At 55.5% G+C, this 20798-nt stretch carries 15 protein-coding genes; 7 read left to right on the top strand and 8 right to left on the bottom strand.

Going from position 1 to position 20798, the window contains the following annotated elements:
• The first annotated feature begins 266 nt into the window (after positions 1-266).
• From QZ534_RS02650 to QZ534_RS02660, 3 genes are all read left to right on the top strand, one after another.
• The gene (locus QZ534_RS02650) at positions 267-551 is read left to right on the top strand and encodes a hypothetical protein (protein ID WP_296931158.1); all 285 of its coding nucleotides are present in this window, start codon (positions 267-269) and stop codon (positions 549-551) included.
• Positions 548-2293: an ATP-dependent helicase gene (locus QZ534_RS02655; protein ID WP_296931160.1), complete on the top strand. Its 1746-nt coding sequence runs from the start codon at positions 548-550 to the stop codon at positions 2291-2293. The genes QZ534_RS02650 and QZ534_RS02655 overlap by 4 nt, the downstream gene beginning before the upstream one ends.
• Positions 2294-2823: 530 nt before the next feature.
• Positions 2824-3660 (top strand): transporter substrate-binding domain-containing protein, encoded by an 837-nt coding sequence (locus QZ534_RS02660; RefSeq protein WP_296931162.1) that lies wholly within the window; start codon positions 2824-2826, stop codon positions 3658-3660.
• Here QZ534_RS02660 and QZ534_RS02665 read toward each other — a convergent pair.
• The 3 genes from QZ534_RS02665 to QZ534_RS02675 are packed head-to-tail and all read right to left on the bottom strand — an operon-like array spanning position 3657 to position 5424.
• On the bottom strand, positions 3657-4286 hold the full coding sequence (locus QZ534_RS02665; RefSeq protein ID WP_296931163.1) for an ATP-dependent zinc protease: 630 nt from the start codon (positions 4284-4286) through the stop codon (positions 3657-3659). The genes QZ534_RS02660 and QZ534_RS02665 overlap by 4 nt on opposite strands.
• On the bottom strand, positions 4283-4858 hold the full coding sequence (locus QZ534_RS02670; RefSeq protein WP_296931165.1) for an ACP phosphodiesterase: 576 nt from the start codon (positions 4856-4858) through the stop codon (positions 4283-4285). Before QZ534_RS02670 ends, QZ534_RS02665 begins: the two co-directional genes overlap by 4 nt.
• Before the next feature lie 23 nt (positions 4859-4881).
• Positions 4882-5424, bottom strand: coding sequence for a porin family protein (locus tag QZ534_RS02675; RefSeq protein ID WP_296931167.1), 543 nt, complete (start codon positions 5422-5424; stop codon positions 4882-4884).
• 251 nt (positions 5425-5675) lie between these two features.
• Between QZ534_RS02675 and QZ534_RS02680 the strand changes: the two genes are divergently transcribed.
• Positions 5676-7088, top strand: coding sequence for a TrkH family potassium uptake protein (locus QZ534_RS02680; RefSeq protein WP_296931486.1), 1413 nt, complete (start codon positions 5676-5678; stop codon positions 7086-7088).
• A 3-nt stretch (positions 7089-7091) separates the two neighbouring features.
• On the opposite strand, the gene glgP (QZ534_RS02685) is transcribed toward QZ534_RS02680, so the two are convergent.
• The 5 genes from glgP (QZ534_RS02685) to glgC form a co-directional block, all read right to left on the bottom strand.
• Positions 7092-9626: an alpha-glucan family phosphorylase gene (gene glgP, locus QZ534_RS02685; RefSeq protein ID WP_296931169.1), complete on the bottom strand. Its 2535-nt coding sequence runs from the start codon at positions 9624-9626 to the stop codon at positions 7092-7094.
• Positions 9627-9721: 95 nt separating this feature from the next.
• Positions 9722-10084, bottom strand: coding sequence for a PilZ domain-containing protein (locus QZ534_RS02690; protein WP_296931171.1), 363 nt, complete (start codon positions 10082-10084; stop codon positions 9722-9724).
• Between the two features lie 99 nt (positions 10085-10183).
• Positions 10184-11677: a 4-alpha-glucanotransferase gene (gene malQ, locus QZ534_RS02695; protein ID WP_296931173.1), complete on the bottom strand. Its 1494-nt coding sequence runs from the start codon at positions 11675-11677 to the stop codon at positions 10184-10186.
• A complete protein-coding gene (locus QZ534_RS02700; protein WP_296931175.1) occupies positions 11674-13401 on the bottom strand; it encodes a glycoside hydrolase family 57 protein in 1728 nt (575 codons plus the stop codon). The genes malQ and QZ534_RS02700 overlap by 4 nt, the downstream gene beginning before the upstream one ends.
• Complete coding sequence (gene glgC / locus QZ534_RS02705; protein WP_296931177.1) at positions 13391-14656, bottom strand: glucose-1-phosphate adenylyltransferase; 1266 nt, start codon at positions 14654-14656, stop codon at positions 13391-13393. The genes QZ534_RS02700 and glgC overlap by 11 nt, the downstream gene beginning before the upstream one ends.
• 203 nt (positions 14657-14859) lie before the next feature.
• Here glgC and glgB point away from each other — a divergent pair, with 203 nt between their 5' ends.
• The 3 genes from glgB to glgP (QZ534_RS02720) are packed head-to-tail and all read left to right on the top strand — an operon-like array spanning position 14860 to position 20794.
• Positions 14860-16746 carry a 1,4-alpha-glucan branching protein GlgB gene (gene glgB, locus QZ534_RS02710; protein WP_296931179.1) on the top strand — a complete coding sequence of 629 codons (1887 nt, stop codon included), beginning with the start codon at positions 14860-14862 and terminating at the stop codon, positions 16744-16746.
• The gene (gene glgA, locus QZ534_RS02715) at positions 16743-18206 is read left to right on the top strand and encodes a glycogen synthase GlgA (protein ID WP_296931181.1); all 1464 of its coding nucleotides are present in this window, start codon (positions 16743-16745) and stop codon (positions 18204-18206) included. The genes glgB and glgA overlap by 4 nt, the downstream gene beginning before the upstream one ends.
• A gap of 32 nt (positions 18207-18238) precedes the next feature.
• Positions 18239-20794: an alpha-glucan family phosphorylase gene (glgP, locus tag QZ534_RS02720; protein ID WP_296931183.1), complete on the top strand. Its 2556-nt coding sequence runs from the start codon at positions 18239-18241 to the stop codon at positions 20792-20794.
• The last annotated feature ends 4 nt before the right edge of the window (positions 20795-20798 follow it).

Below are 20798 nucleotides of genomic sequence, written 5' to 3' on the forward strand. Positions count from 1 at the left end.
TTCTGGTCATCAGACACCTCGTTTATGGTGGCGATATTACCACCTACGTTGGTGTCCGGAATCATTGAACCACTACAGGGATAGATTTCACACCGTACTTAAAGATCCTTCTGACGCCGTACAATAACGTGCGGATTGCGGATCGACTTGTCGTCCTAACGGACGGTGATCAGCAGACTACTAAATCAAAGTTTTCTTCGTCTCCTGGGTTAAGGAGGAAATGGGCGCTTATAAAACATGGAATTAAGCTGAGAGCGAGCGAGGCCTTGCAGGTTCAAATAAATACGTTTTCGCTCGAAACAGAACTCGTAAGGGCCGGAAATAAAGACATTCTGAAACAAGTCTATCTCTCTTTCCATCCCAGGTCCGAAAAGAAATGGGAGGAAGCTGTGGGGAAAGAGGGCAGGGAACAAGCCAAGGAAATTCAAAGTCTATTTGATGACACCCCCAAAGGGGATTTTGCCCAAGTTTTATCAGAGGAAATATTGGCGGCTGAAACCTTTTGCGTGCCCGAATACCTTCGCAAAGCGATTGAGGCTATAGCAGAATGACGAACACGCTGGACTTTAGCATCGAACAAAACGATATCGTAAACCATGAGGGTTCTGCATTTGTTGAGGCTTGTCCAGGAGCGGGCAAGACTCGCGTTCTCATTGGACGAGCGTCCATGCTTCGAGAGAATGACAATCATACTCGCGGTGTCGCGTTTCTTTCATTCACTAACGCTGCTGTCCACGAACTTGAGCATCGCCTTCGCGCGGGAGGTTTAATTCGTAGTCCTGTATTCCCCGACTTTATCGGAACCTTCGACAGCTTCCTTTGGCATCACCTGGTTGCGCCATTTGGAGTGAAGGGCAGCCAGGAGCAGCCAAGCCTGATCCCTGATTTGGACGACGTCCTGGTTGCCCCTTTCCCAAAGGCCCAGCCGCTGCCACTTTCTTGCTTCTGTCCGTCAGCTGGAGAGATCATAGGTGCAGCCGCTGGAAGCCAAGGTTTCAATATTGCTCAAAAAAAAAGCACTATAATCAAAGCCTATGAGACCACTGCTGCGAGGATAAGGGAACGACATTCTAGTCAAGCATTATTAAGCTATAACAGTGCTCGCCGAGAGGCGTTAGAGCGAATTCAGGATTCGTTAACTGGTCCCGTAATCGGAGCTGCTCTGCAATGCAGATTCCGCGAAATAATCGTTGATGAAGCACAAGATTGTAATCCAGATGACCTGATGATTATTTCTTGGCTGAAGTCTTTTGGTATTCCTTTAAAGGTTATGTGTGACCCTCACCAAGCCATATACCGGTTTCGCGGAGGAGTTACAGATCACCTCCTTGAATTTTCCGAAGAATTCTCGGTCTCTGACCGCAAACAACTAACCGGCAATTTCCGCTCATCGCCTAACGTGTGTAAAGCAACGGTTCAGTTTCAGGCTAAAGCGACACGAGGTCAATCCAGCAATCCCCTAGGCCCTTTGAGAGAGGATCAGACACCGGTTTTAATTCTGTCTTACAGCGGCAAATCAGTCCCTTCTTCAATTGGAGATAGATATGTAAGTCACCTGCAGCAGAAGGGGATGGAGACCCGTTACGGTATAGTCATCGCAGCAACAAAAGCGAGTGCTCATGCTGCCGTAGGCAATTCAAAACCAGTTAAAAAAAGAGACAAGGTAGTTTGTCTCGCTGAGGCAGTCGTAGGTTTCCGCTTAGCTACGACTTTTCACGAATCGAAAGCAATTTTACAAGAAGTGCACCAGATCGTATTGGAGCTTGAAGGTAAACTCGCGGATATTTCCTATCACGAATACGTTAAGGCATCAGAAATCGACGAAATCTCTTGGCGTCCAAGAATTCTTCGCTTACTTGAAGGCTTACAATTTAATCCGAGGATACATCTGGACGCCCGATCTTGGCATGGTCATATAAAGAGTTATCTATCGAGTGAAATAGAGATCGAAGATGGGGTTTCCATTTCACAAAAATTGAGATGGAACGCAGAACTCGATTCAGTATTGAGAACGCCACAAGAAAAAGATGTTAAGGCAAAAACGATTCATTCTGTCAAAGGAAAGGAGTTTCCTTCAGTTTGTGTTGTAACCACAGCTCAGACGTTGAAGGGGATTTTGGACTTTTTAGAAAATGGAGAGCCGAGAAATAAGTCCGAAGAAGCTCGTAAATTGTATGTTGCTGTTTCTAGGGCACAAAAATTTCTAGTGATTGCAGCTCCGAAGAGTCAGGCCACAAGGTTGAAGCAACACCTCGGGCAATCAGGTACAGAGGTCGATTTTGAAGAAGTCTGAAACAGTAGAGCTGACGGATCTTCGCTTACAAGCATGCTATTCGAAATTATATTCAGGTCCAGACCTTGCCATTCCACATCCATAATTTTATTGAGTCAGCGTTACAACGAGCTTGAGAATAAGACTTGGCATTACCAACCGGCGCTTATTTTTTCAGACGGCTCGCTAAGTAACCACAGTAATTCCATAGAGCGATCCCCATTCAAGCGCAAAGGGGCTCCACGCATCCTCAGTCTTGAACATCCGAAAAGTATTACTGAAAGAAATCACGAAAACACCAGAGAATCATAGCTATAGGCGAGTGGACGACGAATTTAGTACTTCCTGTGAAAATTTAGCACTTGTTGTGGTGATTCTTTAGCACTTTCTGTGGTCGTCCAAATTGAACCGAATGATTGACCTTTGAGCAAAGAATACTGCGCATAATGTATATTATGTTAAATCCGGCATAGACACACTCAAGTTCAATCCCATAAAGTCGTTACACTCCAAACGCCCAACTCACCCATCCGGCTCTCAGGTGTTTTCCAATGAAGTGGTTCCGGTTGTCTCTGGTTTCCGTATTGCTCTGTTCTGTGGCAGCCGTTCATGCCGCGGCGGATCAGGAAACTATTCGGATCACCACGGGCCACTGGCCTCCATATATTGATGAGGAGCGTCCGGGTGGCGGCTTTCTGGCGCAGATTATCCGTGAGGCTTTCGCCGCCGAGGACATTCAGGTGGAGTTTTCGTTTTTCCCCTGGTCCCGGGCGCTTGCTTTGGTCAAATCCCGGGAGTACCAGGCTTCGGCTGTCTGGTCATGCACTGCCGACCGGAAACGCGAATTTCTCTATTCCGCGCCGATTCTGCCCTATCAGTATGTGTTTTATCATCGCCGGGAGATGCCATTTGATTGGGATTCCCTGTCAGATCTGGCGGGCATGAATGTGGGGCTTACCCAGGATTACAGCTATGGGGAGACGCTCAGCGGTGCCATCGAGAGTGGACTGGTAGACGCCGACGTCACCACTTCCGATCTGGCCAACTTTCGAAAGCTCCTGCTTGAGCGCATTGATCTGTTTCCGATGGATCCGGTGGTTGGTGAAGCAATGATCGCCGAACAGCTCGGGCCGACCGCCAGGGACAGATTGGAATTCCATCCCCATCCCTTGAGGAGTGCTCTCTATCATCTCCCGTTTTCGCGGGATGATCCCGAGGCGGGTCGACTCAAGCGGGCTTTCGATCGTGGCCTGGCAAAACTGCGTGAGAGCGGTCGCTACCGGGAGATCATCCAGAATGCCCTGGAAGCTCACAGTTCCTCGGCGGCGGCCGCAATATTGGAAGAAAAGCTGGTGAACTGGGATGAGAATCCGGGTTCCTGTGGCTAGGAATCCGTGTCGGTTTCCTCAACCACATTCTCCACGTGGCTCTTTGCCAGCTCTTCCAGGGTCATGTATTCACATTCCTTTTCGGCCTTAAACGAGTCCGCGGAATCAATAAGAATATTGTCATCGCGCATAAATCGGCGCCCCAGCAGCGCCGGATAGGAAAACTTGCCGCGGTCTGTCAGTGAAAACTGCGTGGTATGTGTGGTTCCGGCAATGCAGAAATCCATCATCACCACGTAGCGCTTTTGGGATGGCGCACCTTTGCGTTTGATCAAAACGGTTCGCTCAACCGGTCTTTCAAATTCGAGGATCACATCTTCATGGTCCAGCTCGCCTTGTGTAGGTTGATCCTCATGGTCACCAAGCGGGATCTGGAAGCTGACCCATTCCTCGCCGTCGCGCTCAAAGCCCTCAATGTTTACCGCGTGCAGAGACGACGTTTTGGCGCCTGTATCGAGTCGCGCCTTCAGCCTCAGGTTGGTATCTTTCATGACTACCCATTCAACATAGCCAAGGGTTTCCGGCGGTCGCTGCTGATTATTGTTGGCATCGGTCTCTGCGGAAACCACCATCGCAGACGGCAAAACCAGTGCCGCAGCCAACAACGCCATCTTAACAAACCTCATTCAATACCTCCTGCAAATACCTGTAAATCCGGGAAAAACGATAAAAATCTGTGCTCAAGCTCCTCATGGTTTGCACGAATTTCTGTAATCATGCCGGCGAATTCGTTCCTGAAGCGTATGCGCCCTGCAACCCGATCCAGTGCGTAGCCGATGTTCTCGAGGTCTTTGTAGGCTCCGAACCAGTCGTTCCACACCATCCTTCGGGTCACCCGGGCCATTTTTTCCGGCATCAGATGTTCTTTTTTCTGAAGTTCGTCATAGATACGGCCAATAAAGGCCTCACGTTCAATGTCGCTGAACCGGCTCCAGTGCTTGAGCAAAAAATGATCGTAGAGAATATCGAGTGCAACGCCGGCGAATCGTCGCCGTTGAGTAGAGAACACCTGCTTGCTGGCCAGCACGTCGGGGTGCTGGTCGGTGAAGCTGTCAACGGCGCGGTGGTGGCGAACGCCCTGCTTCACTGCATCCGGGAGTGCCGAGAGATCGACACCCCGGGTAAAGTCACCGAGGATGCTTCCCACCCTTGCTTCGGGTGAGTCCGGCGCGAGAAATACATGGGCCAGATGGTTCAAACAGTCTCCCCGGTGGCCTGGTTTCAGAAATTGAATTGAATGCCGACGCCCAGACCATCGATTTCGGCATCACCATCTTCATAGTAACGCATGTATTCAAGGTTGCCGGACAGGTTGGGCGCAAACTCCATATTCATGCCGATGCCATAGGACACATCCGTTTCGTCCTCCGTCGCTGTTCCCAGGACGGACGAAGCCTCGATTTCGACTCTGGTAAAGCCGAGGATAGCGTACGGCGTAATCGGCGATTCGTTGGCCAGATTAAACGTGGCGTAGCCTCCGAAGAAGTTATCCAGTGAATAGTCGACCCCGCCGATGCGCTCATCGTCCACTCCGAAACCACCCCGGGCTTCAATTCCCAGGTACGGCGTCGCCATCGCACCAACCTTGGCAGAAAGGGTGCCTACATCGGCGTCTGCGTTACCGCTTTCGAGATTCACAAAGGTGTAGTTCAGGCCTGTGTAAAGACCGCCAACGCCAGATTTGTACATGTCCTGAGCAGAAGTTGTCCCTGCAGCAGCCAGGCCGGTAGCAAAAACAACGGCAATCGAACGTGCGTGTTTCATCTTGGTATCTCCTTAACCGAATCATTCGGTGTACATCGCTGAACTTGCATCAGGCTCACGAAATTTTCCATGAGAAAGATCCGCATTTACGTGTTATTTACACCGATTTAATTCGCCGGTAATTTCAGCATTCACGGGGTGTTACCTTGCGGAAGCCCCAACCCACAGGTATTCTGACGCCGTCTCCCGCTATAAGCTGGCTCGAGCATCCATTGAGAAATCTCTACCCCGTTATTTTTATTGTCAGCGTCATGTTCGTGCTTTTGAGCATCTTCATGACACTGCCTGTCATTTTGCTTGCGGGCTCCGAAACGCCGAATGCCATGGCGTTTGCGGAATCGGCCGCTATTGTCTGTGGCCTGGGAATCCTCGGGATGGCCGCTACCTACAGCAAACCACGGGATCTGAAGCCCCGTTACATGTTTGTGCTTACGGTATCGTCCTGGTTCATCATTGCGCTCTTTTCGTCTCTTCCTTTCTACCTCAGCGACCTTGGAATTTCCGCCGCTGACGCTTTCTTCGAAGGCACGTCGGGTATCACAACCACGGGCGCAACCGTCCTCAGTGGCCTGGACGACATGGATCGGGATCTGCTGATCTGGCGATCGATTCTGCAATGGATCGGAGGCATCGGGATCATCGGTATGTTCGTTGCGGTGCTTCCGTTTCTTCGCGTCGGTGGTATGCGCTTGTTCGCCACAGAGTCCTCCGAGTGGACGGATAAAGCGCTGCCGAGAATGAAAACCCTCAGCCGTGGCCTACTTGTGGTTTATCTGGTGTTCTCGGTCATAGCGGTGGTTACCTACTACTTCTCCGGCATGACGCTCTTCGATGCCTTTAACCATGGTCTCACCAGCATTGCCACCGGCGGCTTCTCCACGTCGGATCTTTCCATGGGCAAGTTCAATGATCTGATCCTCATGGAAGCCACGCTGTTCATGATTATCGGCAGCCTGCCCTTTTTCCTTTTTGTACGCGAGATGCACGGCCAGCACGGTGTCCTGTTCAGAGACCAGCAGGTTCGGCTGTTCCTGGCAATCCTGTTCTTCGTGCCCCTGCTGCTGACGCTCTATCGCTGGATGGTGTCACCCGTACCCTTTGACCCCATTCACAACTACGCGGCCACCCTGTTTAACGTAACCTCCGTGGTGACCACCACGGGGTATGCGTCCGAGGATTATTCAGCCTGGGGCCCGCTGGCGTTTGTCCTGTTCTTCTTCCTCATGTTCGTGGGCGGCTGTTCCGGTTCCACCGCCGGCGGCATGAAGATTTTCCGGTTCCAGCTTTCTCTGATCATTCTGCGGGAACAGTTGATGCGACTCCTGCACCCCCGTGCCGTGCTTACCCGGAACTATAATGGTCGGGCAGTGAGCGATGAGATCATCTCATCCATGATTGCCTATACCTTTATTTTCCTGCTCTGCCTCCTCTTGATCACAGTGGCCCTGGCTGCAATGCAGCTGGATTTTGTGACAGCCCTGTCAGGCGCCCTCACCTCGCTGACCAATGTGGGGCCGGGGCTGGGTGACATTATTGGTCCGGCAGGCAACTTCGGGCCTCTGCCCGATGCTGCCAAATGGGTGCTGTCGGTGGGCATGCTGATGGGGCGCCTTGAGATCCTGAGCGTTGTAATCGTACTTTCGCCGGCGTTCTGGCGGAGCTGAGGATTATTTCAGCCAGAGGATGGCCGGGTTCTCGAGGGGAAGGTTCAGCCGCTCATCCCGTACGCGAAGACGGGGCGTGTAGTGTCCTTCGGGCCTTGTGGGCACCGTGCATTCGTAAAGACAGGTGTGGGCGGATCCACTGAGCGGATGCTTCATTTGCATGGCGGCTACGGTTCTTGGCCCGAACTCTGATGGTTCCGCCACCAGTTCCACCGCTATGCGCTGCTCATCAATCCCGTCAAGATAGACTTCGACAGTGTAGATCTGGCCTTCCGGGCTTTCGCTCCCGTTAAAACTGTTGAATCGCAGTCGGGGCCAATGCTGTGCTATTGCCCTGGATTCCTGCAGCATCTCCGTCGCGGTATCACAGCTGCGATACCGGCCTTTTTCGGTCATGGGAAGGTAGAGCTTTTCGACGTACTCACGAACCATGCGGTTGGCGGAGTAAGCCGCTGTCAACTGATCCATGCTGGCTCGCATCCGGTTCAGCCACTGCCGGGGAATGCCTTCGCCATCCACGTCGTAGAAGCTCGGAACCACCTCGTTTTCAAGCAGATCAAACAGCTCGTTTGCGTCCGAGAGGTCGTGGTCATGGTTGTTGGAACCACTCAGTTCATCAAAGGTGGCGCCGGGTCGAATGGCCCAGCCCACGTCCTTGTTCCAGGCTTCCGCCCACCAGCCGTCGTACTGGGACAGGTTCAGCCCACCGTTTACCAGCACCTTCATGCCACTGGTGCCACAGGCCTCCCAGGGGTGTCTCGGACAGTTCAGCCAGACATCCACCCCCTGGATCAGCTGATTGGCTACGCCCAGATCGTAGTCTTCAATGAACACGACCTTGCCTTCCACATCCGGTCGCCTTGAAAACGCTTTCCACTGGCGGATAATGTCCTTTCCGGGCTTATCGTAGGGGTGGGCCTTGCCGGCGAGAACAATCTGGACAGGGCGATCCCTGCTTGCCAGGAGCTTGAGCAGCCGGTCCTGATCCTTGAGTAAAAGGTCCGGTCGTTTGTATTCGGTAAAACGCCGGGCGAAGCCCAGGGTCAGGGTTTCATGGTCGAGTAATAGACCGCAGGCGGCAGAGTGATCAAAGCCCGGATTCTGCTCGCAATGCTGGCTTGAGAGCCGTCTGCGCAAATAACTGATCAGCCGGGCCCGCTGCAGGCGTCTCATTTCCCACAAGGCCTCATCGGTGATATCCGTCATTGGGCAGGACTTCATGAGTGGGCGGCGCCACCGGTCCTTACCGCAGGCCTGGGTCCAGATAGCGTCGGATTCCGGGGAGTCCCAGCTTGGCGTGTGAATGCCATTGGTCACATAGTCTGCTGGAATGTCCTCGGCAGGCCACCGGGGAAAGAAAGGCTGAAAAATGGTCTGGGTAACCTTCTGGTGGATCCGGCTGACCCCGTTAAACCGGCCGCTCATGTTCAGGGCCAGTAGCGCCATATTGAGTTTCGGGCTTCCGGGCTGATTGCCTGTGTCACCGTTTTCGCTTCCCAAAGCCATGAGCTGGTCGATGTCCAGTTCCCGCCCATCAAGCCATGGCGCAAGGTACAGGCGAAGCAGCGAGCGGGAGAAATGGTCAAAGCCGGAGGCCACCGAGGTGTGCGTGGTAAACAGGTTGGTTGCCCTGGTTGCGGTACGGGCAACCTGGAAATCGCTGTTGTGCTGATCTTGCCAACTGAAGGCTCGCTCAACCAGTGCCAGGGCGCAATGGCCCTCGTTGAGATGGCACAGGGCGGGTTTTCGTCCCAGCTGTTCGAGCAGTCGCCAACCACCGATTCCCAGCACCATTTCCTGTTGCAGGCGTTTTTCCGGGTCGCCGGTGTAAAGCTCGCTGGTAATCCCGCGGTCGCCGGGTTCATTGCGCGGATCGTTACTATCGAGCAGTAGCAATTCGCACCGGCCCACTTGTGCTTTCCAGGCGCGCAGGCGTACGTGCCTCCCGGGGAAAGGCACAACCACCCTCACCCACTGGCCTTCATCATCCCTGAGGGGGGAAACCGGCAGCATCGTCGGGTCGTTGTAGGGGTAAAACTCGAGCTGTTCACCATCGGTACTGATGGCCTGGCGGAAATAACCCTGCTGGTAAAGAAGGCCCACGGCTACCACGGGGACACCCAGATCGCTCGAGGCCTTGAGGAAATCCCCGGCAAGTACCCCCAGTCCACCGCTATAAAGCGGCAGAGATTCGCTCAGCCCGTACTCCATGCAGAAGTAGGCGACGCCCTCACCCAGATCCCCGGGGCATTCCGAGGTATACCAGGTATCGGCCTCGATAAACTGACTGTGCGCCGACATCTGATCAAGGTAGCGCTTCCGGAAATCCGGATCGGCAGCCAGCTCTTCCAGCCTGTCGCCGGATACACTGTTCAGCACCAGCCAGGCGTTCCGGGTGGTGTCCCAGATTTCTTCATCAAGGGCACGCCACAGATCATCTGTGCCATGGTGCCAGGTCCATCGCAGGTCCAATGCCAGCTTAAACAGCCCATTCAGGGATTCCGGCAAGGACCGCGTGGTGTAGGCTGCCAGCGTCAAGTTTGAGCTCCGATCAGGGTGGTCGGTTTATCAGCGAGCGGTCACTACGGCAACCTTACCTTTCAGTCGTTCCATGAAAGTTCTCCCTGTTGTTTCTAATAGGCTTGCTGGCGCCGAACCGGAAAATAGTTAACGGGCATATGATGACTTTTTAACCAGTGGATCAGTGATGAGATGGTGAAACCATCGTTTTCAACGCCCTCAAAATCGACCCCAATCCCCTTGTCGGATTTTCTCACCACATGGGCCTTAAGGCGACGGAACCGCTTTTCCTGGGTGTCAGGAAAACGGAATTCCAGTTCTACGGTCTGGTTTAACTGAACGTCGGTGTAGTCAGTGGCAATAAACAGCCCACGTTTGGAGGCATCGCGGATCTGTCCGGTGGCCACCGGCATCCCGCGTTTGTAGACCAACAGGCCAAGCTTTCCCTGTACGCGTTTACTGAGTCTGTGTTCCATGTTCCCCCCTCGAGACTCGTCCGGAACGCAATTGTTAGTACTGCCTGTATTTTATATCGAAGGTTCGGGGGCGCCTCTTTGATTCTGATCAAAATTTGGTCAGTCTTGGCGGAGGCGTCCATGCCGCTTTATCGCTTCGGCAACTCGGTTGGACAGGTCCTCCTCGGAAAAATTCCAGTCCAGTTGCCAGATCCAGTTATTTGTAACCGTGCCCGGTGTATTGAATCTCGCCTCTGTTCCCAGCCCCAGGAAATCCTGCATGGGTACCACAGCCAGAGAGCAGACAGACCGGAAAGCGGCCTCAATCACCGGCCAGGGCATGCCGTCACCGTTGGTTCCCAGATAGTTATCCACATAGCGCCGGGTGTGATCATCCAGGCTTCGGTACCAGCCCAGCGTGGTGTCGTTATCGTGGGTACCGGTGTAGACAAGGTCGCGGCTATGGTGGTTGTGCAGTAAGTGGGGATTGTCAGGGCTGCCATCAAAACCGAACTGCATCACGGTCATCCCCGGCAACTGGAACCGCTTACGAAGCTCTTCCACATCGTCACTGATGATTCCCAGGTTTTCGGCGACAAGGGGCAAGTCCGGGAACCGGTTGAAGCAGGCCTGTAGAAAATGGTCGGCTGGGCCGGGAACCCAATAGCCGTACCTGGGTTCCGGCGTACCCGCCGGAATTTCCCAGTAGGCCTGCAGGCCGCGAAAATGATCAATCCTGATCAGGTCAAACATATGGCGTTGGCTTTCGAGGCGTTCCAACCACCACTGGTAGCCAGCTTCCGCCATGGCCTGCCAGTTGTAGAGCGGATTTCCCCAGTGCTGGCCGTCCGGGGAAAAGTAATCCGGAGGAACACCGGCAACAACCGTGGGCTCGCCGTGGGCATCGAGTTTGAACAAATGCCGGTTGGCCCAGACATCGGCGCTGTCGTGGGCAACAAAAATAGGAATATCACCGAACAACAGGATGCCCCTGCTTCTCGCGTAGTCGCGCATTGCCTGCCACTGGTGATGAAACAGGAACTGCTCGAAGCGTATCCTGGCCACCCGCGACTGGTGTTGCTGAGTAAATGCCTGTAGTGCTTCTGGATCGCGATCTCTCAGCGGCTGAGGCCAGTGAAGCCAGCCGGGGGATTCCTGAACCTCCCGAATGGCGACAAACAGGCAGAAGTCATCAAGCCAGTAATCATTCTTCGCCCGGAAGTTCTCGTAACCCGCCAGATCCAGACCCCGAAGGTTTTCTCCCCGGCCTTCGAAAAACCGCTGGGCGGCGATACTCAGGAGCTGTTCACGAGATTCTGCGATGGGCTGTGTCAGTTCTGTATCTGCCAGCAGGCCGGACTGAAGAAGTTCTGACAAGTCGATGAAATCCTGGTTGCCAGCGTGGGCGCTCAAAGACTGATAGGGTGAGAGATCCTGATGGGTTGGGCCGAGGGGCAGCGTCTGCCATACGGTTATCCCGCTGGCGGCCATGAAATCGATGAAGCGGCGTGCACCGGCCCCCAGCACGCCCAGTGTGCCCGGCAGGCAGGTCGGATGCAGCAGTACGCCGGCCCTTCTGAGGCTGAACAGATCCTTGGTGTTCGTCAACGTCATGCCGGATTATCCGCTTCGTGTCCCGGACGCATGGTTCCGCCACGGGCGGGTTCTCCGCTGCCCTGGCTGAGCTGCTGGAACACCAGCGGCGGCGCCGGGTAGTGGATCATGTCATACAGGTTCACCAGGTGGCGCCGGTAAAGGTGCTCGAAATCGCTGACAATCTGAGCCGGGTTGTAGTCGCCAAACCACCAGAACCAGTCAGACCCTTCACAGATCGCCAGTTGCCGCATGGCGGCCTCTTTTTGCTCCGCGTTGAGGCTGCCGTTATCCATCACGCGGTCGAAGTGGATTTTCGCTTCGCACAGCAAATCCCAGGCGCGGTTCTTGTCGGGGTCACCAATCCAGGTTGAAAAGGTGCCGTAAATCCAGCTACCGGCGACCAGCTTTGGCAGGCGAACCGGCTCAGCAACCGGGTTCGCAACCAGATCGCTGTAAGTGGTCAGTTTCAGTTTCGGATGGTTGGCAAGCACGCGATACAACTCGTCCAGAAAGTGAAACCCGTTTTCCGGGTAGTATTCCCAGGCATTTTCCCCATCCATGATCACGGAAATCACAGGCCGCGTTTTGCCTTTACCCTGCCCCGCGATGTTTTCCATGTGGTGAACCAGGTCGCCAACGGCATCTTTGGCATGCCAGTCCGCGTAGGTGAACCCGATAAGGTCTGACAGGCCATCATCCCGAAAGAACACAGACGTGTCTGATTCACCGAAGGTGTAGGGCTGGTGAATACCGTAGTCCGGCAAGTCCGGGTTTTCTTTCCTGGCGTGGTTAAGACTGTTGTGGACTACGGAATCCCCGCTGGCAGTCCATCTGAACTGATGGTCGTCTAGCAAGGCCAGGGTCGCCTGGCTGAGGCCGCCCTCGGAAGCCCAGCAACCCGAAGGAGTGACCCCGAAAAACCGCTGAAACACGGCTTTGCCCTGCTGTAGTTGCCAGGCCGCACGTGTTTCACCCTCCGGATACCGGCTATGCACTGGCAGTGCGATATCCGGCATGGCCTCGCGGGCAGACTCAAGGTCGATCAGCAGAGGCAGCATGGCATGGGTATAGGGGCTTACGGACAGCTCAACCTGGCCTTTCTGGGCAAGGTGGCGGTAACGGGGGCCGATGCCGGATAACACGTCAAAGATCACATCCAGGAGAGCCCTCCGGTCATCCATTGAAAAGCTATGGCCTTTTTCCTGAAGGCTCTGAATGCAATGGCTGTTACGGCGGATCGTCTCACCCATCCAGCCGAGGTGGTACCACACCAGCAGATCGGAAAGGAATCGGCTGGAAATGTACCTCTGAAGTTCCGGTTTCCCACGGTACACCTCGGCCAGTTCTGCCAGCCGTGCGTAGGCGGGATAGCGATTGACGATTCGCTCCCGGTTGGCGCGAAGGGATTTTTCCATCAACCCGAGGAACGCCGGTGTTCCGGTTTCTGGCAACTGCTCTGCTACCAGTGCGGCCAACAGAGGGTCGCCGATCTCGCCGGCGCCATGACGCCATTTCTCAATCTGTATCAGGTAGGTTTCAATCTGCTCAAGCAGTACGGGGGCAAAGTTCACCACCGCCCTCGCCTCAGGATTCGCTTCAAGATGCGCCGCCATGTCACTGTAATCCTTGATGGTATGCAGGTACACCCAGGGAAACAGGAACTGATCAGTGCGCATGTCCTGATAAGACGGCTGGTGCATATGCCAGCACAAAACAACCGGGGTTCTGGAGTCAGAGGCCATGGGGATAATCCTGCCCGAGCATCTCGGGCGTGATCAGCACAATACCTTTGGGAGAAACATGAAACCGCTTGCGGTCCTCGGCGGCGTCGAAACCTATCCGCGTGCCTTCCGGAATACGGCATCCCCGATCAATCAGGGCATTGCGGATATGACAATGGCGACCCACCTCAACATCCGGATAGATAACCGAATCTGAAATTTCGCTGAAGGAATGCACCATAACCTGGGAGAAAAGCAGGGAATGTTTCACCAGCGAACCGGAAACAATGCACCCGCCTGCCACCATGGAATCCACGGCCATGCCGCGACGGTTATCGTCGTCGAACACAAACTTGGCCGGCGGAAGTTGCTCCTGGTAGGTCCATATCGGCCAGTGTGAATCGTAGAGGTTCAGCTCCGGGCTGATGCCGATGAGCTCAAGGTTTGCCTGCCAGAGAGCATCAACAGTACCAACGTCCCGCCAGTAGGCGGGTTTGTTCTCCACCGGGTTGCGGAACGGGAAAGCGACCACCCGCAGGCGCTTGATCACCGAAGGAATGATGTCCTTGCCAAAATCATGGGAGGAGTTGCCATCCATCTGATGGTCGCGCATTAATTCATCAAACAGGACCTGGGTGCTGAACACATAGATACCCATGGATGCGAGTGCCTTCCCGGGTTGGCCGGGCATCGGCCTTGGCTGCTCGGGCTTTTCGACGAATTCAGTGACTGTGAGTTCATCATCCACCGACATCACGCCGAATGCGGAGGCTTCCTCGAGCGGTACCTCGATACAGCCAACCGTGATATCGGCATCATTTTCCACGTGATGGGCCAGCATGGTGCCGTAATCCATCTTGTACACGTGGTCGCCAGCCAGAATCAGCACATACTCGGGCTGGTGGCTGCGAATGATATCGAGGTTCTGCAGTACGGCATCGGCGGTTCCCTCATACCAGGAGGTTTCGATGCGTTGCTGGGCCGGTAGCAGCTCGACAAATTCATCAAGTTCGCCCCTGAGGAATCCCCAGCCACGCTGGATATGGCGTATCAGGGAATGGGATTTGTACTGGGTAATAACGCCAACCTGGCCAATGCCCGAGTTAATGCAGTTGGAAAGTGGAAAATCGATGATGCGGAACTTTCCGCCGAAGGGCACCGCCGGCTTGGCGCGCCACTTGGTCAGATCGTGAAGGCGGGAGCCCCGCCCTCCGGCAAGAACCAGTGCAAGAGTCTGACGAGTGAGACGACTGACGAAACGCTTGGCCGTTTGCATAGCTGCTTCCCTGAAGAAAACCTTCCCTGTGACCGGTCGTTCAACCGCAAGGGTTTGCCACGTTTTTGACGCCTTAAACTATATTAGAACACTAGCACGGAATTATGACGTAAACTTGTTTTGGGTCATTTTTTAAACAGGCCCGTTCGCGTCCAATGAACGGACGCGTAATGCGCTTCACCTGGTCAGGAACAGCACGGTCTATGGACAGCCCAACGCTCAGCGAATTCGACCTTCATCTCTTCGGCGAAGGCCGTCACTGGCACATCTACAACGTGCTGGGTGCCCATGTTTGCCGGAATAAAAACGCTGAAGGCGTTCGTTTCGCCGCCTGGGCGCCACATGCCAGGGCGGTCAGCGTTGTCGGCGATTTCAACCACTGGAACGCAGGCACCCACCCCATGTCCCTGCATGCTGGAACCGGCGTCTGGTCCTGTTTTATTCCGGGCATTGGCACCGGCGCACTCTACAAATTTGCCATTACCACGGAAAAAGGCCATCACATCCTGAAAACCGACCCTTATGGGCAAGCGTTTGAACTGAGGCCCTCTACGGCTGCCAGGGTAACCGAGCGGGGCCATTTTGGCTGGAGCGATGGCGATTGGCTTGCAAGACGGGGCCGCTGGAACTGGCAGGACTCCCCCATTTCGATCTACGAGGTCCATGCCGCCTCCTGGCGCCATCACGGATCCGGCCGTTGGCTGACCTATCGAGAGCTGGCGGACCAGCTGATTCCCTATGTCCTGGAGATGGGCTTTACCCACATTGAGCTTTTGCCCGTAACCGAACACCCCCTGGACGAATCCTGGGGTTACCAGACCACAGGCTACTACGCCCCGACGAGTCGTTTCGGTAGCCCTGACGATCTCCGTTACCTGGTGGACCAGTGCCACCGGCACAACATCGGCGTTATCCTGGACTGGGTGCCGGGGCACTTCCCTACCGATGAACACGCCCTGGCCCGGTTTGATGGCAGCGCGCTTTACGAACATGAAGACCCTCGCAAGGGGCGCCATCAGGACTGGGGCACACTCATCTACAACTACGGCCGGCATGAGGTGCGGAACTTTCTGATCGGCAGTGCCCTGTTCTGGCTGGATGCCTTTCATATCGATGGGCTGCGGGTGGACGCCGTGGCCTCCATGCTTTACCTCAATTATTCCCGCAAAGAGGGCGAATGGCTCCCCAACGAGTACGGCGGCCATGAAAACCTGGAAGCCATTGAGTTTCTGCGTGAACTGAACCGGGTCTGTCAGAGCCGCTTTCCGGGAACCCTGGTTTGTGCCGAAGAATCCACCTCCTGGCCACGTGTAACCCGGCCACCGGAAATTGGCGGTCTTGGCTTCAACCTCAAATGGAACATGGGCTGGATGCACGACACCCTGGATTACCTGGCGCAGGACCCGGTTTACCGCCAGTACCATCACGACAAGCTGACCTTCGGCCTGTTGTATGCGTTTTCCGAGAATTTCCTGCTCCCCCTGTCCCACGACGAGGTAGTTCATGGCAAAGGCAGCCTGATCAACAAGATGTCCGGCGACGAATGGCAGCAGCGGGCCAGTTTGCGGGTACTTTTCACCTATATGTTCTGCTATCCGGGCGCCAAATTGCTGTTTATGGGCGGTGAATTCGGTCAGCGTCGGGAATGGAGCGAATCCCGGGAGCTGGACTGGTCACTGTTGGAATATCCGGAGCACCAGGGCATCAAAAAGCTGGTGCAGGACCTGAACGGTGTTTACCGGCGGGAAGTCTCGCTGCACGGCGCCAGTTTCACCCCGGACGGCTTTGAATGGATCGATTGCCACGATTCGCCCCAGTCTGTGATCAGCTTTCTGCGAACCGCTAACGGGGAAACCTCGGTGATCGTGGTCAATTTTACCCCCATGCCCAGGCACCACTATCGAATCGGGCTGCCCCGGGGTGGCGATTGGCGGGAAATCTTTAATTCTGACTCGGAGTATTACGGCGGCAGCAACCTCGGTAACCCTTATCCCATGGCCGCGGAAGAACAACACTGGATGAACCGCAACTGGTCACTGGAACTTACCCTGCCACCTCTGGGCGCCATTATCCTGAGGCCAGCGTTATGATCCGGGTTCTATTTGCCACCAGCGAGGTTTATCCGCTGGTGAAGACCGGCGGTCTTGCCGACGTCTCCGCCAGTTTGCCGGAGGCACTCTGCCGCCTGGAATACGATGTCCAGATACTGCTGCCAGGCTACCCGGATGCCGTCAAAGCGGCTCGCAAGGCGGGTTCGCGCAGAAAGGCTCGTTTTCAGCTGGGTCAGTACAATGTCAGCCTCTGGCAGACCAGGCTACCAGGTACGGCAGTAACCCTTTGGCTGGTAGACTGCCCCCCGCTTTTCGACCGGCCCGGCAACCCCTATAGAAACGAAGAAGGCAAAGACTGGTGGGACAACGCCCACCGGTTTGAACTGTTCGGCAAGGTGGGCGCCATGATCGCCATGGGCGAAGCGGGTGTGAACTGGAGGCCCGATCTGGTGCACTGTAATGACTGGCAAACGGGGCTGATCCCCGTGTTTCTCGAGGCCTATCAAGACCGCCCGGGCACTGTGTATACCATTCACAACCTCGCCTATCAGGGTCTGTTTTCCCATGAGACATTCCGTGCCCTGGGCCTGCCTGATTCACTCTGGAGCCTTGAGCAACTGGAATTCTACGGCCAGCTCTCGTTCATCAAAGGCGGACTGGCATTCAGTGACCGGATTACCACCGTAAGCCCCACCTATGCCCGGGAAATCCAGACTCCGGAATTCGGCAATGGCCTTGATGGACTACTCCGGCATCGGCAACACGCCCTGACTGGCATTCTCAACGGCATTGATTCCCGGGTCTGGAACCCTGAGACGGATCCGGAGCTGGTCTTTCACTATGGACGTGATCACCTGAAGAACAAGGCCCAGTGCCAGGCCAGCCTGCAACAGGAACTTGGGCTGGAGGTAAATGGCAGACCCCTCATGGGCTTTATTGGCCGATTGGTGGAACAGAAAGGCGTGGACTGGTTAGTGTCCGTGATGCCCATGTTGCTGGAACAAGGCTGCCAGTTTGCAATTCTTGGCTCTGGTGAAGAGCGTTATGAGGAACCCCTTAAACAACTTGCCAGGCAATGGCCGGGGCAGATGTCCCTCACCCTGGGCTACAACGAGGGGCTCTCCCATCGAATCACGGCGGGCTGCGATCTGTTCCTGATGCCCTCAAGGTTCGAGCCCTGCGGGCTTAACCAGATGTACAGCCTCCGCTACGGCACCATTCCGGTGGTGCACGGTGTGGGAGGACTCTCCGATACGGTACAGGACCCCCAGGATGTTGGAATCGACAAGGCCAACGGCTTCAAATTTACCGGCGCCAGTGCCGAGGCCCTCCTTGCCTCCATCAACCGGGCGCTGCAGGTTTTCGAGAAACGCAAACAGTGGCGGAGGTTGCAGGAAAACGGCATGGGGATCGATTATTCCTGGAAACAGCGGGCTCGCACCTATGGCGAACTGTATCAGCGCATTCTCAAAGAACGTGATCAACAAAAGCTTGACTAGTGCGAGCGTTTGCCCGCCTGGAGGCAACCAAAATGCATAAAGCAACTGAATTCCGACTTGAGGCCCACCCCCTGATTCCAGAGTCCCTGGAGCGGCTGGAAGAGCTCGCAAACGATCTGTTTTACAGCTGGGATCACGGGGTGCGCAGCCTGTTCGCGCGGATAGACCTTCGGCTCTGGCAAAAAGTAGAGCACAACCCGAAGCTGTTCCTGCGACGTGTCGCCCAGGACCGGCTCGACGAAGCCTCGGAAGACCGGGCGTTTCTGGCCGAATATCGCCGGGTGCTGAGCAGCTACGATGCCTATCTGGAGGCGGGCCCCGGCCCTGAGGTAACGGAGAAGCTCGACCCTGAGCAGGCCCTGGTTGCGTACTTTTGCGCTGAGTTCGGATTCCACGAGAGTTTTCCGATCTATTCCGGAGGCCTGGGCATCCTGGCCGGCGATCACTGCAAGGCCGCCAGTGATCTCGCCTTGCCGTTTGTGGCTGTCGGGCTGTTGTACCAGCAGGGCTATTTTATTCAGAGCATTGACGCCCATGGCCAGCAGATTGCGCGCTATCAATCCCATTCCAGCGATGAACTGCCCATAACCCCAGTTGAACTCGACGGCCAGGTTTTGAAGGTATCCGTACCCTTCCCTGGTCGCGATGTGGTGGCTCGGGTCTGGGAGGCACGGGTGGGCCATATCCGGTTGTACCTGCTGGACAGCAATACCGAGGAAAACAGTCCCGAGGACCAGAACCTAACGCTGCAGTTGTATGGTGGCGATGAATCCACGCGCATCAGCCAGGAAATGCTGCTTGGAATCGGTGGAACCCGGGTTCTGGAGGCGCTGAACCTCAAGCCGACCGTGTGGCACATCAACGAGGGGCATGCCGCGTTCCAGATCCTCGAACGTTGCCGAAACACCATGATCAACTCGGAGCTTGGCTTTGAAGCAGCTCTGGAAGCCGTTGCCGGCGCAACGCTGTTTACCACCCACACACCCGTGCCTGCGGGCCACGACATTTTCCCCAGGGCACTGGTCCACCACGCCCTTGGTCGTTTTCTTGAAGAGGCTGGTCTGGATTTCGAGCAGGTGTTCGCCCTGGGCGCAAAGGATGGCGGTGACAGTTTCAATATGACCAGCCTGGGGCTGCGTGGCTCCCGCTACCACAACGGTGTCAGCCGTATTCACGGCGGCGTCGCTTCGCTGATGGAGGGTGATATCTGGCCCCAGGTGCCTCCGGCAGAAAACCCCATCGGCTACATCACCAACGGTGTGCACGTGCCCACCTTCCTTGCGCCGGAATGGTCCAGCCTGTTTGATATTCAGGCCCCCACCTGGAAGAGCGAGCTGCGGAATCCGGATTTCTGGGAATTTATCGATCAGATCCCGGACTATCACTACTGGAGCGTACACAAGGCGCTGAAGCAGCAAATGGGCGAGTACATTGTCCGGCGTCTGAAACGCCAGCATAAACGCAATGGGACCGGCCACTCCGTAACTGACCGGATGACCCGTCAGCTGATTTCCTCAGAAAAAGACACGCTGGTCATCGGCTTTGCCAGACGGTTTGCCACCTACAAGCGGGCGACGCTGATTTTTTCCGATCTGGAGCGGCTGGAACGCATTCTCACCAATCCGGACCGCCCCGTTGTGCTGGTTTTCGCCGGCAAGGCCCACCCGAAAGACAAACCCGGGCAACAGCTGATCAAGGTTATTCACGATCTGTCCATGCATCCTTCGCTGATGGGGCATCTGATCCTGCTGGAAGACTACGATCAGGCCATGGCCCGCCGGTTACTGAGTGGCGTGGATGTCTGGCTGAATACGCCCGAATACCCCAAGGAAGCCAGCGGTACCTCCGGTGAAAAAGCTGCCCTAAACGGCGCCCTGAATCTCAGTGTGCTTGATGGCTGGTGGGGGGAAGGCTACGACGGCAAGAACGGCTGGGGCATCCCGCCCAGGGATACCGAGCTGGACCCGGAGTTCCGGAACGAAGAAGAAGCCAGGGACCTTATCGACCTGATCGAGTTTGAGGTGGTGCCTCTTTACTATGACCGCGCCTCCCAGGGGTTTTCCAAGGGCTGGGTCAAGCGCTCCAAGGCGTCAATGAAATCCATAACCCCCCGGTTCAACGCCCAGCGGATGGTGATGGATTACGTGAATAATTATTATCATCCCGCCTCCAGTCAGGGCGCGCTTCTGATGGCCGACGGAGGCCGGGTCGCAACCGGTCTGGCAGACTGGAAAGCCAGGGTTCGACAGGCCTGGCCCGGTGTGGAACTATCGGTGGTCGGCTGCGTTAAATCCTCGTGTCCCCACGATGGGGCTGTGGAGCTTCGTGTTGAGGCGGCGCTCAATGGCCTGTCCGCAGAGGATGTTCGGGTGGAATGCCTGGTCAGCCCGGAGTGCACCGGAACTAACGGCAGCCCAGGCCCTGACAGTTTCTTGCTGGAGAAAGAGAGTGAAGCCGAGGGCCGAACCGTATTTTCCACCCAGGTTCAGCCGCCCTATCCTGGCTTACAGACCCTCAGGCTTCGGATGTATCCGTATCATGAATCCCTGACCCATCCGCTGGAAATGGGCGCCATGCTCTGGGTGTGACCCC

It is taken from the genome of uncultured Marinobacter sp., assembly GCF_913055835.1.
Taxonomy (GTDB): Bacteria; Pseudomonadota; Gammaproteobacteria; order Pseudomonadales; family Oleiphilaceae; genus Marinobacter.